Source organism: Acinetobacter sp. CIP 101966 (assembly GCF_000369725.1).
Lineage (GTDB): Bacteria > Pseudomonadota > Gammaproteobacteria > Pseudomonadales > Moraxellaceae > Acinetobacter > Acinetobacter lwoffii_Q.
Genome location: NZ_KB850158.1, coordinates 48,516 through 63,508 on the forward strand (window position 1 = coordinate 48,516; position 14,993 = coordinate 63,508).

Genomic DNA, 14,993 nt, shown 5'->3' on the forward strand with positions numbered 1-14,993 from the left:
TCCTGCACCCTAGGGGGAGTTTTACAGGCACTCCGTTTTTTATCTCATCTCAGGATAATTCAGTCTTTCAAGACTTAAATTCCCCTTCGATTTCTGCTGGAGTTCATCATGAAAGTTATGTCATCTATGTTTTTAGCCAGTATTCTCACGATAGGTTCCGCATTCGCAAACGTGACTGTCGCGAAGGAGATCTCCCCCGCTAAAAGCGTGGACAATATTCAGATGAACTCACAACAGGAACTGGTCGACCTGTTCTTTGCTGCCGCCAAAATTGGCAATAGCGAAGTTATCAACGAATTTTTAAAACATGGCTTTCCGGTCGATGTACGCAATAAAGACGGTTATACGCCACTGATGATGGCAACGTATTATGGCCATCAAGCGATAGTCAGCAGTTTGCTTAAACATGGTGCCGACCGCTGTGCTCGAGACAATCGAGGCAATACGGCCTTGATGGGGGCTTTATTCAAGATGGAATTTGCGATTGCCAAGCAGTTGCGTCAGGTGGACTGTGATGTCCAGGCGCAAAAAACCGGACAAAAGACCACAGCCGAATTTGCCAAGGTCATTGGCCAGGAAAAACAGCTACAGAAACTGATTCAGGAACAGGAAAAAGCTCAGACCAACACCCAGAAATAAACCGGGTTATGCTTCTGATACTTTTGTCGCAAATACAGCCAGCTGTACGTAAATCCTGCATTATTGCATGACTTTTTATGCTTTAATGCAGAGATAAGCACAGCGATATTCCCTTAGTTATGGCCCCAATTATCCATTCTCTGTTAGATACTGACTTGTACAAATTCACTATGTTACAAGTGGTCTTACACAAGTTTCCGCAAACGCATAGTGTCTACCATTTCCGTTGTCGTAATCTGGAAGATACAGTCTATCCACTGACGGATATTCTGGATGACCTGAATCATCAACTGGACCTGCTGTGTCAGCTAAAATTCAAAGAAGATGAACTGCAATATTTAAGAAGCTTACGTTTTATCAAAAGCGATTTTGTGGATTATCTGGAACTGTTCCAGCTCAAGCGCCGTTTCATCAAGGCCAGTATCGACAGTCAAGGCCGTCTGGATATTGTGGTGGAAGGCCCGATGGTTCAGGCGATGATGTTCGAGATCTTCGTACTGGCGATTGTCAATGAACTGTATTTCAGCCGCATTCGCACGCCTGAAGTGTTGGCTGAAGGCGAACACCGTTTAAAAGCCAAAATCGAGCTATTAAAACAGTATGATGCTGCGCAAAACCCCAATGATCCACCATTCTTGGTGTCAGATTTTGGTACGCGTCGCCGTTACAGTTTCGATTGGCAAAAGCATGTGGTCGAAGAATTTCACAAAGCCGCACCGCATGTGTTCCGTGGGACCAGTAATGTACTGTTAGCCAAAGAGCTGGGCATTACCCCGATTGGTACCATGGCGCATGAATTCCTGCAAGCTTTTCAGGCGCTGGACGTACGTTTACGTAATTTCCAGAAATCTGCACTGGAAAGCTGGGTACAGGAATATCGTGGTGACTTGGGTATTGCCTTGACCGATGTGGTGGGGATGGATGCATTCCTGCGCGACTTTGATCTGTACTTTGCCAAGCTGTTTGATGGCTTGCGTCATGATAGTGGCGACCCTTATGAATGGGGTGACAAGGCCTATGCGCATTATAAAAAGCTGAAAATAGACAGCAAAACCAAGATGCTGACTTTTAGTGATGGCCTGAATCTGGAAAAAGCCTGGAAATTGCATCAGTACTTTAAAGACCGTTTTCAGGTCAGTTTTGGTATCGGAACCAACCTGACCAATGATATGGGGCAAACCCCACTCAATATTGTGCTGAAACTGGTGGAATGTAACCGTCAGTCAGTAGCCAAAATCTCGGATAGTCCGGGCAAAACCATGACCGATAATGATACGTTCTTGGCCTATTTGCGTCAGGTTTTTGAGATCAATGAACCTGCTTAAGTCAGTTTGAAAAATTCATAATTTTTAAGAACCGTTTCTATATAGAGGCGGTTTTTTTATGCAAGCTTATTTAACACCAGGGTTTAGCTAAAATCTTGCTAATCATCTGCAAAGAAAGCACATCAGTGTAAAAACCAGCTGTGCTAAGATCAACAGGATTTGACCAATAATAGCCATGATAACGATGACCGCTGCAGCTTTTAATTTTGGCCTGCTGATTGAGGCAGAAGATTTAGTTCCCTATTTGGGCCATGAAAAACTTCGTATTGTCGACCTGAGCCGTGCCTCTGTGTATGAGCAGCTGCATATTCCGCATGCCTTGCATTTAAAGCCTAAACTTCTGGTGCGTCAGGAAGAAACGGCGATGGGACTGTTACCGGATACCGAAGGCTTGCAGGCTCTCATTGATTATCTGAATATTTCTCCTGAGCATCATGTGGTGGCTTATGATGATGAGGGCGGGGCATGGGCAGGGCGTTTGCTCTGGAACCTACATTGTCTGGGTTTTGAAAATACCAGTCTGTTGAATGGCGGGATTCATGCCTGGCTCGGTGCTGGTTTGCCGACTTCTTCCAGTCAGGAGCAGTTTGCACCAGTGAAGAACGTATTGCAGGTTAATCTCGAGCATCAGGCGAATTTTCAGATTGGCTATGATGAACTGCGCCAACAGGTTGAAAATCAACAGGTTCAAATTTGGGATTGCCGCACGCAAGATGAATATACTGGCCTACGTTTAGCGGCTCGACGCGGCGGTCACATTCCGGGAGCACGTCATTTTGAATGGAGTACTGCCCTTAATCGCGAAAATCATTTAAAATTACAGCCTTTACCACGTACTCAGCAGCGTCTGGAACAACTGGGCTTTGATTTGAATCAACCCGTTGTGGTGTACTGCCAGTCCCATCACCGCTCAGGTTTGGCCTATATTCTGGGTCGTTTACTGGGCTGGAAAATTCGAGCCTATGATGGTGCGTGGAGTGAATGGGGCAACCGCCTCGATAGTCCAATCGCTACAGGGGAGCTGCCATCTTGAGCATCACATCACGTTTAAAACAACAGTTTTTTATTAAAGCTCAACGATTAGTACCGCAACATCGCTTGTCTCGGGTGGTGGGTAAAATTGCCGCCAGCGAAAACCCGATTATCAAAACTGCTGCAATTACTGCCTTTAAGGCGCAGTATGGCATTGATATGTCGATTGCTGAACAGGCCAATGCCCTGAAATTCAAGTCATTTAATGAATTTTTTACCCGCGCCCTAAAAGAAGGTATCCGTGCGGTTGATCCAGATGCTACGAGCATTGTTTCGCCTGCAGATGGTGCGATTTCCCAGCTAGGTAAAATTGAAAATGGCGATGTGTTTCAGGCCAAAGGCCAGAAATTTACAGTTGAAGCACTGATTGCTGATCCGCAACTGGCCGAGCCATTCAAAAACGGTGAATTTGCGACCGTATATTTGTCGCCACGTGATTATCATCGGGTGCATATGCCATTTGCTGGCACCTTGACTGAAACGTTATATGTACCGGGCGAGCTATTCTCGGTCAATCAGGTGACCGCAGAAAATATTCCGGGCCTGTTTGCACGCAATGAACGTATGGTCTGTCTGTTTGATACTGAAATCGGCCGTATGGCGGTGGTATTGGTCGGTGCGATGATTGTGGCGGGTATTGAAACCGTGGCAACCGGCAAAGTGAAGCCTTCAGGCCGGATCGAACTTAATCAGCATGATCTGTTCCTGGAAAAAGGGGCAGAACTGGGTCGTTTCTACCTCGGTTCAACAGCAGTGATTTTATTCGAAGAAAATAAAATGCAGTGGGATGCCGTATTCAAGGCCAATTCTTTGGTGAATATGGGTGAAGCGCTGGGGCATACAGTTTAAAGATTTTACCCTCCCTTTATTAAATGGAGGTTGGAGGGATTAAATATTTTCTCGTTTAGAATAAATAAAAATCCCCCTCAGTCCCCCTTTAAAAAAGGGGGATTTCCTCCACTGCTGTCCCATAGTTTGATTTAAATAAAAAACCTGAGTCCAAATCGTTAAAATATGAGTGCAAACAAACACTTTAACGACCAGGATTCAGGTTTTGTCACATCAGAATACCGTATTTCATCAGCTTATTAAACCCGTCGTGCGACAGGATTTTGAGCAACTTGCTAAAGTACACCATGTTGGACAGAAATTTAGAGCGGCTTCAAGATGGGATCAGTTTATTGCCATCTTGATGTCTCAACTTTCCTGCAGGCAAAGTCTGAGAGATATTCAATCCAATCTGGAGTGCCAACAGGACAAACTGAGTCATTTCGGAGCAAAGTCTATTCCCCGAAGTACACTGGCACGAATCAATGAGCAGCAGCCTGCTGCCTTGTATCAACAGCTCTTTTACAAGTTGCTTAAATACTATGAACACTCAAAAGTAGCCCATAAATTTCGCTTTAAGAATCCATTATATTCCCTGGATGCCAGTCATATTGACCTGTCGCTTTCCTTATGTGAATGGGCCAAAGTTCACGACTCAAAAGCCAGCATGAAACTCAGCATAGGATTGAATCACAGCAATGATATTCCTGAGTTTATTGCAGTTGAAAATGGTAAAGAAAATGACATGTTACAAGGCCGAAAATTCCAGTTTCCCGCTGGCAGCATTGTAGTTTTTGATAAAGGCTATGTCGATTACCAATGGTATGCAAATCTGACTGCTCAAAACATTGGATTTGTCACACGTTTTAGGCCTAAATCTGTGTATCAGGTGATCCAGCAACATCCAGTGCTTGAATCCAAAGGTATTCTAAAAGATGAAACCATTCAGCTGAATAGCGCACATGCCCTAAAAAGAAAAGCCCCAGTGTTAAGAAGAATTGAATATAGAGATCAGCAAAGTGGCAAGCACTTTAGCTTTCTCAGCAATAACTTTCATTTAGCCGCCTCCACCATTGCGGCGATTTATAAAGATCGTTGGAAAGTTGAGCTGTTCTTTAAGGCGATTAAGCAGAATCTCAAATTAAAAGCGTTTCTAGGCCGCAGCAGGAACGCAATTCAGACACAAATCTGGATTGCGATGATCGCCTATTTATTGGTGAGTTTCGCTCAACATTTAGGGAAAACAGGTTGGACAGTTCAACGTTTACTCAGAATAATTCAAGTGAATTTGTTTGAAAGAAGAACTTTAAAAGCTTTATTTTCACCCGATAAAATACCCATAAAACAAGAGGAAGCTCAAATGAGCTTCCTCTTGTGAAAAATTGTGGGACAGCAATGGGATTTCCTCTCCTATTAAGGACACGGTTAGAGAGAGATCCAAATAAAAAAAAAGCACCCTCAGGCGCTTTTTTTTATTTCTAGAAATTTATCGTTTCACGACGATGGAATCGATCCCGCTATTCTGCAAGGTTTGCTGTGCGATAATCGCGGCTTCTGCAGAATCATAAGGGCCTGAAACCACGCGATACCAGACTTTGCCATTTTCTACACTGCGTACCACATCGGCAGATAAACCATTGAGAATAATTTCAGCACGGCGGGCATCGGCCTGATCCGGGTCATCAAAGCTGCGGACTTGCAGAATATAACTGGCCGGAGCGGCAACAGGCGCTTCACTGGCTTCTAAGCCAGGCTCAGTTGTGGTCGCCTCAGGTGGAGCTACTTCAGGTCGAGGCGCTTCTACAATTACTACCGTATCCTGATTTTTGTTTTCAGGGACGGCCTGTTCAGGAATAGGCGTCACTTGTTGCTGTGGTAACAGGTCATAAAAACGGTAATCTTTATTGGTATCTTCTTCTTGGACAGATTCAGCACTTGTTTGAGTTTTCGGTTTGACCGGTTCCCATGGCTTCCAGAGCATCAGTGCCATTAAAAAACTTAACACGATTAAAATGATCACGAGTGTGCCGAGCCAGGTTGGAATAAGTGGCTTTTTAGGCTTATTCGGTCTTTCAGATACACCGCGCTGCGTTTTTCCAAACACTTGGGATTTTCCTCTTATTAATCGGGACATATAGAAAAGGCATAACAGCAGTTATGCCCCTACTATCACTTCATCCTATGTGATCAGGATACAAAAGTCATCCTCTAGATCACAAATCACACAGAATTTTAATTTATCTGTATCTTCAAGCACATAGCTGAAGTTACAAAATGTCTGCTCAGCAGATAAACGGCAGTGTTTTGCTTACATGCTCGCTTCGAGCCTAGCTCTTGTCTTGCATCAATGTAAAAGCAGTGCTTTGACTATTTACCTTCTTGCATCAATGTAAAAGCAGTGCTTTACATTGATTCAGGAGCTGACACACCTAAAAGTTCTAAACCGTTACGCAGTACCTGACGCACGTTCACTGATAACAATAAGCGTGCTTGGGTCAATTCAGCATCATCACCGAGTACTTTATTGTCGTTGTACCAGCCGTGGAACAAGGCTGCCAGCTCTTTCAGGTAATTACCGATTTGATGTGGTTCATAGCTGTTTGCAGCACGGACCAGAATTTCCGGATAGGCCGCTAGTTTGGCCAGGATTTCAGTTTCAGCATCAAGCTCCAGCTTAGCCGCCAAATTACGTGCTGCTGTAGCATCAAAGTTGACATTGGTAGACGCTGCTTTTTCTAACATACGACAGATACGGGCGTGTGCATACTGGATGTAATACACTGCATTGTCCTTGCTTTGTGACACAGCAAGATCCAGGTCAAAATCAATGTGCTGTTCAGACTTACGCATTACGTAGTAAAAACGTGCAGCATCATTGCCAACTTCTTTACGCAGATCACGCAAGGTCACAAACTGGCCTGAACGGGATGACATTTGTACCATCTCGCCGCCACGCCATAGGCTCACGAACTGAACCAGAAGAACCGTTAATTTTTTCGAGTCATAGCCCAGCGCATCAATGGCCGCTTTTACACGTGCGATATAACCGTGGTGATCTGAACCCCAGATATCGATGATATCGGTATAGCCACGTTGTAACTTGTTCAGGTGGTAAGCGATGTCAGACGCGAAGTAAGTGGTCTGACCATTACGACGTTTCACGACACGGTCTTTTTCATCACCGAATGCAGTGGATTTGAACCAGATGTTGCCATCCAGTTCATACAGGAAACCACGCTGATCTAAGGTCTGTAAGGCTTCTTCAATTTTGTCTGTCAATGATTCTTCGCTGAACCATTGATTGAAGGTTACACCAAATTCGCCTAGGTCATCTTTAATATCATCTAAGATAGCTTTAAGCGCGGCTTGCAAGAATACGCGGTAGCCTGTGCCAATTAACGCTTGTGAATTAAAGATCAAACCATCGATGTGTTTTTCTTTATCGCCAGACAATATGACTTTATTGCCATCTGCATCTAATTCAGCTGCAAACTGTACATCTTCAGGCACGTTTTTATACACGTCAGCCACAGGACGTACATAGGCGTCGCCATCCTGATCAATAATGCTTTGCGCGATTTCTTTAACGTAGTCACCTTGGTAGGCATTTTTCGGGAACACCAGTTCCTGACCCGTTAATTCTAAGTAGCGCAGATAAGTCGAAGTCGCCAGAATGTCCATTTGACGGCCAGCATCATTGACATAGTATTCGCGGTCGACTTTAGCACCAGTCGCTTCAAGCAAATTCGCAACCGTCATACCATACGCGGCACCACGACCATGACCTACGTGCAGGCTAGAGGTCGGGTTGGCAGACACGAATTCAACCTGGATACGTTTATCCGCATTGACCTGGGTACGACCATAAGTCGCCTGTTGTGCCTGAATTTGATCAAGGACTGCAAAGCGCTGGTCAGCATTCAGGAAGAAGTTAATAAAACCAGGACCGGCAATTTCTGCCTTGCTGATATCCGCCACTTCAGGCAGGGCAGCAAGAATTTTTTCCGCTAAATCACGTGGCTTCATACCCGCAGCTTTCGACGCGATCATGGCAATATTCGACGCAAAGTCACCATGGCTTCGGTCTTTGGTACGCGTCAAATTACTTGTATTGTTCCAGTCAGATGGGAGTACGCCTTGTGCCTGTAAAGTGTGCACTGCATGATCGAGAGCTGCTTGTATTGCCGTATTCATAATCAGTCGAAAATAGAGATCGCAGAAAAACAGCAAATATAGCAAATTTCAGGCTGTTTAGGTAAAAGCATTTCTAGGGAATAAAAAGTAGAGGATCACTTCGTCAGAAGTTTTTGACTAAAGAAAGGGAAAATCAACGGATTAATCCCGTGAAAATAACACCAGTTTTCAGCTCAACATTTCAGATGAAAAAAACAATGCTTCACCCTACAGAATTTGGCTTATATTAGTCATCTGAAAACAGTAAAAAGAGCATGTCGTGGCTGCATCACAACGTCCGACCATTATCGGTCATATTCCTAAACTCCCTGCAAAATGGGCATTGATTATTGTGCCTTTTATCCTGTCCTGCCTGATGAGTGGCATTATTTCCATGATCAATATGCTGCGTAATCTTGGCTGGATTGATGGATTTATGGCACTCTGGTTTCATAACTGGATGATTTCCTGGGCGATTGCTTTTCCGATTGTGGTGACCTTATTGCCATTCGTACGCAAATTCACTGGGCTGTTGGTCGATATGTCCGGACCTCAGCCACCCAAATGATCATTTTTTAAATCTTAAATTTGATCTGGCTGGAGTCAATTCTTGAGCATTTTAAAAGTCGGGCTATATGGGGCGAATAGCATCATTTTTAAATTAAATGCTCCACCGCCGCCCGGATGATCCCGAGCACCAGACCGATACAGGCACCGACCACGACCCCATTGACCCGGATCATATGCAGGTCGCCGCCGACTTCATTTTCAATCTTGTCGATCATCTCGCTTGAATCCCATTCGTGAATGCGCTCGCTGATAAAGCGAATCACTTTTTCACTGTACTGGTCACTCAGGTCAACCGCGATAGAGCTCAAACGTTTATTCAGCAGCTCACGAACCGAAGCATTCGAGATGATATTTTCTCCGACCTGTTGAATGGCAATTCTGAGATTTTCCGCAATACCCGAATCAGGTTTTTGCAAGTCTGCCTTGATTGCATCACATAAAATCACCACGGCACCGCTGATAAAATTCAGTACCTGTGGACTATCCAGTAAGGCATCTTTGGTTTCATTCAGACGCTGGCTGGCTTCACTGTCATTATCTGCCAGCTGCAACATCCAGCTATGTCCCATGCTCTCAATTTTAAGTCGCCACGGATGATCTGGATCGGCCAGCATGGCTTCAACGCGCCCGATCACGGAATCAATACTGCGTTGCTGCACGTCAATCCCGATCCAGCTGGCGCCTTTGGCCAGTTTCCACACGCCCATTTCCTTAAACAGGTTACGGGTCAGCTCGCGGGTTTGTTCCGGATGCGAGGTCATCCAGGCATGCACCACATCCAGTCCGCGCTGTAGCACATCCTGATGGAAATCATTGTCCAGAACGGCATGCAGCATTTCGCTGGCCAGAGTATTGATCTGGGTATTTTTGACCCATTGCACGCTGTTGCTTTGGATAAAGCCGGCAATCTGTTCCTGTCCGACAAATTCAAAGATTTTAGGAACCGTTTGCTGAATGACCTGAGTCACTTGGGCATTATTTTGTGGATTGGCCAGCCAGCGTCCTGCAGCCAGACTCAGGTCGGTACTGTCCAGACTGCGTTGTACAATTTGCGGAGAAAGAAAATTTTCCTGCACAAAACGGCCCATCGACTCTGCAATACGAGCCTTATTACGTGGAATGATTTCGGTATGGTCGCGTAAAAACTTGGGAATGGGCAATCTGCCAAAAGGGTTACGAAACAGCACGGTAATCGCATACCAGTCCGCCAGTCCACCGACCACACCCGCTTCTGCCGAGAGCATCAGAATATGAATGAGCCAGACATATTCAGGTAGCAGTTTGGCTGCCACCATCAGTGCCAACCAGGTCAGTACGGCGACCACCAGGGCGATGGTCGCGAAACGTTTACTGCGTTGTAAGCTCGGGGAGATACTCTCTGTCTGCATAGATCATCCTGTCAGGAGGGATTGGCCGGTTGCGGTTGCAGCACTGCACCGGATGGACTTAAACCATATTTAGCCCCAAGTGACTGTAAAATCAAGCGGGCATCAAAGGCATCTTGAGGCGCCTGATTGGCTTTGAAGCATTCAATGGTATAAGCCACCTGGGCAGGATCCAGAGTCACGGTATAAGGACGGTCATAGAATGGGTCTGGCCAGAATCCCGGATATCGGCGGTAATACCCGTAAGGATAAAAGCTTGGCGCCGGATAGACGATGGCTTGCCGTGGAGGTTGCTGGGTGCGGTTACTTGGATCATTCAGTACTCTGAAGAATTGAAAACCATTTTGTACGGTAGTCTGTGCGGCTTTGAGCAGGGTAATTTCTTCAGCTGTGCCAAAGCTCATATTGGGACGGGCCTGAAAGCTGATACGGTAAGTGTTGCTGTTGAGGGGAGTGGTACTGTAGCGACCTAACTGATCAAATGTTAAGGGCTTTGAGGGTGTGGTTGCACAGCCAGTCAGGCTGATGGCAGCAATCATACTCAATCCCAGTAGCATGTTTTTCATGTTCGATCTCCTGATGCAATGATCCAGTTCAGACAGCCGGTCTTAAAAAATCTTAAAAACTGCTATCGGGTTGGGTCAGGAAAGTAAGTTCTTCATCGGTCGATTCACGACCCAGAATCTGGTTTCGGTGCGGATAACGTCCAAAGCGGTCAATAATAACTTTATGCTTTTTCTCAAATTCCAGATTGGTCGGATTGCCCAGACGCTGAAACAGTTTTAAGGCGAATTCATGAATTAGTTTGGATTCGCTGTGCATAAATGGCATATACAGAAAGGCACGTTGTTCTGGACTGAGCTGTTGATCCAGGTTCAGGCTGATGGCTTCCTGAGCCAAGGCCAGTGCCAGACTGTCTTGGGCAAAAGCTTGGGGAGAATCACGGAATAAATTTCGTGAAAATTGATCTAGCACAATAATTTCGGCCAGCCGACCTTCTGCTGTTTTACGCCAGCCCCAAAGTTCAGCCTGGGCTGCCTGCTGATGGGTGCTCATGAACTGCTGCGCAATACTTTGGTCGAATTCATGACTTTGGCTAAACCATAAGGGCTGGCTGTCCGCATGAAACCAAAAGTCTAAAATATCTTGATAATTCATAATATTTACAATTCATTAGCATCTATTTGTTAATAAAATCACAAATTTTCCATGTCTTATAGAGGAAGTTTGTGTTAAAAATTTGCCAAATTAAAAATCAATGGTTTGCCTGAAAACTAGGCAGCCTGTCATATGCCGGCACGAAATCACGTTATACTGATTAAACCGATGATTTTAATTTAATAATTTAGCCCCCTTAAGCGAGATTGTAATGAGTCAACCTGAATCGACTTCCCAAAATGTATTACCGACCTGGGTCGAGTCGTCACTCATCAAAGGCATGCTGCGTGGTATCGAGCGTGAAAGCTTGCGTATGCAAAGTGATGGTTTCCTGTCACAGGCAGCGCATCCTCGTGCCTTGGGTTCAGCCTTGACTCATCCACATATCACCACAGACTATTCTGAAGCGTTGATGGAGTTTATTACTCCGCCACAGGACAGTATTAAAAAAGCACTGGATTACCTCAGCGATATTCATGCGATTGTGCATCGTCATCTAGAAAATGATGAAAAGCTCTGGCCTTTGTCGATGCCCTGCATGCTGGATAGCCGCGATGACAGCATTCCGCTGGCGCAGTATGGCAGCTCGAATATCGGTCTGTTTAAAACCTTGTATCGTCATGGTTTGGGCGTGCGTTATGGTCGCCGCATGCAGACGATTTCAGGGGTGCACTACAACCTGTCTTTCCCGGACCATCTGTTCGAGGCCTTACAACAGCAGGAACAGGACGAGGCACTGAAAGTGCTGAGCTTGCAGGATTATCGTAGCCATCGTTATATGGGCCTGATCCGCAACTTTATTCGTCTGACTCCACTGGTGATGTTCCTGGTGGGGGCCAGCCCGGCAGTCTGCCAGTGCTTTATGACCGGTCGTGATCATCATTTGTTGCCTTTGGTAAAGGGCACCCTGTATACCCCTTATGCGACAGCATTGCGTATGGGACGCTTTGGCTATCAAAACTCTGCGCAGAAACAGCTCGGTATTTACTACAATAATTTGCAGGACTATCTGGACGGACTGCAAAAGGCGGTCAAAACGCCGTATAAACCGTTTAGCCGTTTGGGACTAGATGATGCCAATGGCCAGCCGATCCAGATCAATGATCATGTGCTGCAAATCGAAAATGAATATTACAGTCTGGTGCGTCCGAAACAGGTGCCGCTTGCAGGTGAAACGCCGTCACAGGCCCTTGAAAATCGCGGGATTGCCTATGTCGAGTTACGTGCCGTCGATGTCAATCCCTATAGCCCGATTGGGATTAATGAAGATACGGCCGGCTTCCTCGAAGTGGTAGCTTTGTACTGTTTATTGCAGGACAGTCCGGCGCTCCTCAGCGATGAACAGGATATCATTGAGCAGAATCAGGCCGAGGTCGTGAATCGTGGCCGTGCGCCAAATGCGGCAATTATGGAAAATGGTCAGTCTTATCCGATTGAAGACTGGTGTGCCATGCATTTACAACGTATGCATCCCCTGGCCAAGCTGTTAAATTCGGCCTATGACACCACCTTATATACTGATGCTCTAAAAACCATGATGATCCGGGTTGATGAAGTCGATGCCACCTTGTCTGCCCTAGTGGTCGGGGATACGCGTGAACAGGGCAGTATGTGGCATTTTGGCCAACATCTGGCCCAGCAACACAGCAGTGTCTATGAAGCGCATCAGCTCAGCCCGGAAACCCTGGCTTATTTTGAAGAAATGTCACAAAAGTCATTGCAGCAACAACAGCAACTCGAGCAAGATAGCAGCGTCAGTTTTGCTGATTATTTAGCCCAATATCGATAAAAAATAAGAGGATTCACCATGCAATGGGGTTATCGCTTCGTGAGTGGTCTGTTGTTTCTGGCTGCCGTCATCGGCATGGCATTTGCCTTATATCTTGAACATGTACAGGGTTTGGCGCCTTGTCCGCTCTGTGTCTTCCAGCGTGTCGGATTAATCGGATTGGGGATCATCTCACTCATCGCATGTCTGCATAATCCTGCATCCAATCTCATGAAGCGACTGTATGCCTTGCTAGGTTCGCTCAGTATTCTATGGTCTGTGGGTGTGGCTGCCCGGCATGTCTGGCTACAGAACCTGCCACCGGATCAGGTGCCGAGTTGTGGTCCTGGTCTGGAATACTGGCTGGAGACCTTGCCAATGCAGTCCGTGCTGCAACAGGTCTTAAATGGTTCAGGGGAATGTGCCGCGATTGACTGGACTTTCTTGGGTCAATCTTTACCTGTCTGGTCTTTGATCTTCTTCAGTATTTTATTGTTGATCAGTTTATGGCAACTGTTGCGTAAATATAAAAAGGCACCGGTTAAACGACTCAGAGATAAATATTAATTCCGTATTTAAAAAAAGCCCTCAATCGAGGGCTTTTTTTATTTACTTCAGTTTAGGTCAGGGCAATGCCTTCCAGACTGTCCAGATCCATCACATATTCATGAATCTGATCAAAGGCTTCATCTTCTACACTTGGATAGAACCAGCGTGCCACCTGCTCGGCCACCAGCGGATGATATTGAATTTCAAAATGGTTCAGGCCGTAAAAAATCGCCTTGTTTGCGTCCGGGACTTTGAGGTGGAAACGCGGATTGGGATGCTCGCCCAAAGCACTTTTAATACTGACCAGATAATCACCAATTACATGCAGGGTCTTGTTCTTGCGGTTTTCAAACTCGATGGTGCCGGCGACCAGATAGGTGTCGATATGAGAGGGAATCGGGGCAGGTTTACGGTGATCATCCATAAAGCCGATCCGTAGCGGATTATGCTCCCAGTCATCATCCCGGACGCTGCCATGGCGCAAATCCAGAATACCGTTACTGCGAATATTGACCAGATGGCCAAGCAGCCGGATCAGTGGAAAATGTCCAAGTTTGTCCTGCAAGCTAAAACCAAAACGTTCCAGTACCGCACCATGATGCGGTGAACCCAGACAAACCAGATTCTCCACCATGTTGACCCAGCTATACACATTCTGCTTGCCATAGAACAGTGCGCTGCGTGACACCAGCCCACCCATGCTATGGCCGATGAGGTCAATACTGGTAATTCTCGGATTACGAGCGACCAGATCCTGCAAGGTATTCGCCAGACTGCGGCCATTGGCAGAAATCCGGCGTCCGGTATTGTAATTCAGATAGAGCATGGTATTGCGATCGCGCTGCGCCAGTAATTTTGCCCCAATGCCTTCATATTTGCGATTCGACCAGTCTAAATGGTTCATGCATAAGCCATGCACAAACAGGATAATACGACCGCTCAGCTCACCTTTTTGCAGCGAGCCATAATGGTCATAAATCACCATTGGCAGAGCCAGAGGGTTCTGATATTTCAGCAGATAATCCCCGATAATGCCATTTAAGACACTGACCAGAAAATGCAAGGAAGGCGTCAGCGGTTTATTATGTAGTTTTGGGAAACGTTCAATAATCTGGCGCAGACCCGGGGCAATCAAGGTATTGCCATAATGAAACAACATGTCATAAGACATTTGATAGAGCCGCACAATCGAAAGAATATTCTGAATTTTTTCTGAGTTATTTTCACTTAAACCAAAAATACTCATTAAAATTTCGCGTTGAATACTCTTGATCAGCTCCTGGATCACATCGTTAAAGCGCATCGTTACCAGCTGCGCCAGACCTTCCAGTACATCGGCCTGACTCGGCGGGGTTCGGTCCCATCGACAATAGGTTTCATGTAACGGTGTCAAACTTGGCATCTGATCCTGTCCTTTCAATGAGCCGCATGTGGTGCCATCTTTCTTTTTAAAGAACTTCGCGGTATAAATTCTTTTTCTTGTTGAGTTTACGGATTTTGAGGGCCTCAGCTTAAAATAACGAGACTGAGAAAAGATTTTGGGCTTTTTTGTCAGACAATTTAAGC

14 protein-coding genes are annotated in these 14,993 nt (G+C 45.8%); 8 read left to right on the forward strand and 6 right to left on the reverse strand.

All coding sequences use genetic code 11. The annotated features are described in order from the left end of the window. The first annotated feature begins 108 nt into the window (after positions 1 to 108). The 5 genes from F891_RS00320 (at position 109) to F891_RS00340 (ending at position 5,202) form a co-directional block, all read left to right on the forward strand. On the forward strand, positions 109 to 639 hold the full coding sequence (locus F891_RS00320) for an ankyrin repeat domain-containing protein (protein ID WP_005105317.1): 531 nt from the start codon (positions 109 to 111) through the stop codon (positions 637 to 639). Between the two features lie 119 nt (positions 640 to 758). After that, complete coding sequence (gene pncB, locus F891_RS00325) at positions 759 to 1,964, forward strand: nicotinate phosphoribosyltransferase (RefSeq protein WP_004729084.1); 1,206 nt, start codon at positions 759 to 761, stop codon at positions 1,962 to 1,964. Between the two features lie 184 nt (positions 1,965 to 2,148). Beyond that, positions 2,149 to 2,997: a sulfurtransferase gene (locus F891_RS00330; RefSeq protein WP_005094948.1), complete on the forward strand. Its 849-nt coding sequence runs from the start codon at positions 2,149 to 2,151 to the stop codon at positions 2,995 to 2,997. Beyond that, entirely contained in the window at positions 2,994 to 3,845 is an 852-nt protein-coding gene (asd, locus tag F891_RS00335) for an archaetidylserine decarboxylase (RefSeq protein WP_004281264.1), read from the forward strand. The genes F891_RS00330 and asd overlap by 4 nt, the downstream gene beginning before the upstream one ends. Before the next feature lie 205 nt (positions 3,846 to 4,050). Further along, positions 4,051 to 5,202, forward strand: a complete 1,152-nt coding sequence (locus F891_RS00340; RefSeq protein WP_005261511.1) for an IS4 family transposase — start codon at positions 4,051 to 4,053, stop codon at positions 5,200 to 5,202. Positions 5,203 to 5,310: 108 nt separating this feature from the next. Here F891_RS00340 and F891_RS00345 read toward each other — a convergent pair whose 3' ends face one another. Beyond that, positions 5,311 to 5,928 carry an SPOR domain-containing protein gene (locus F891_RS00345; RefSeq protein ID WP_004281265.1) on the reverse strand — a complete coding sequence of 206 codons (618 nt, stop codon included), beginning with the start codon at positions 5,926 to 5,928 and terminating at the stop codon, positions 5,311 to 5,313. Positions 5,929 to 6,227: 299 nt separating this feature from the next. Then, a complete protein-coding gene (argS, locus tag F891_RS00350) occupies positions 6,228 to 8,018 on the reverse strand; it encodes an arginine--tRNA ligase (RefSeq protein WP_005094951.1) in 1,791 nt (596 codons plus the stop codon). Positions 8,019 to 8,277: 259 nt separating this feature from the next. On the opposite strand from argS, the gene F891_RS00355 reads away from it, so the two are divergent. Further along, on the forward strand, positions 8,278 to 8,565 hold the full coding sequence (locus F891_RS00355; RefSeq protein ID WP_004647201.1) for a DUF2798 domain-containing protein: 288 nt from the start codon (positions 8,278 to 8,280) through the stop codon (positions 8,563 to 8,565). An 88-nt stretch (positions 8,566 to 8,653) separates the two neighbouring features. On the opposite strand, the gene F891_RS00360 is transcribed toward F891_RS00355, so the two are convergent. The 3 genes from F891_RS00360 to F891_RS00370 are packed head-to-tail and all read right to left on the reverse strand — an operon-like array spanning position 8,654 to position 11,110. Beyond that, entirely contained in the window at positions 8,654 to 9,955 is a 1,302-nt protein-coding gene (locus tag F891_RS00360; RefSeq protein WP_005094953.1) for a DUF445 domain-containing protein, read from the reverse strand. 11 nt (positions 9,956 to 9,966) lie between these two features. Continuing rightward, on the reverse strand, positions 9,967 to 10,518 hold the full coding sequence (locus tag F891_RS00365) for a CC0125/CC1285 family lipoprotein (RefSeq protein WP_004647203.1): 552 nt from the start codon (positions 10,516 to 10,518) through the stop codon (positions 9,967 to 9,969). A 52-nt stretch (positions 10,519 to 10,570) separates the two neighbouring features. Further along, on the reverse strand, positions 10,571 to 11,110 hold the full coding sequence (locus F891_RS00370; protein WP_005094955.1) for a DUF924 family protein: 540 nt from the start codon (positions 11,108 to 11,110) through the stop codon (positions 10,571 to 10,573). A gap of 211 nt (positions 11,111 to 11,321) precedes the next feature. On the opposite strand from F891_RS00370, the gene gshA reads away from it, so the two are divergent. Continuing rightward, positions 11,322 to 12,899, forward strand: coding sequence for a glutamate--cysteine ligase (gshA, locus tag F891_RS00375; protein WP_005105318.1), 1,578 nt, complete (start codon positions 11,322 to 11,324; stop codon positions 12,897 to 12,899). A gap of 18 nt (positions 12,900 to 12,917) precedes the next feature. Further along, positions 12,918 to 13,445, forward strand: coding sequence for a disulfide bond formation protein B (locus F891_RS00380; RefSeq protein ID WP_005261513.1), 528 nt, complete (start codon positions 12,918 to 12,920; stop codon positions 13,443 to 13,445). Positions 13,446 to 13,497: 52 nt separating this feature from the next. Here F891_RS00380 and F891_RS00385 read toward each other — a convergent pair whose 3' ends face one another. After that, a complete protein-coding gene (locus tag F891_RS00385; RefSeq protein WP_005261521.1) occupies positions 13,498 to 14,829 on the reverse strand; it encodes a PGAP1-like alpha/beta domain-containing protein in 1,332 nt (443 codons plus the stop codon). Between the last annotated feature and the right edge of the window lie 164 nt (positions 14,830 to 14,993).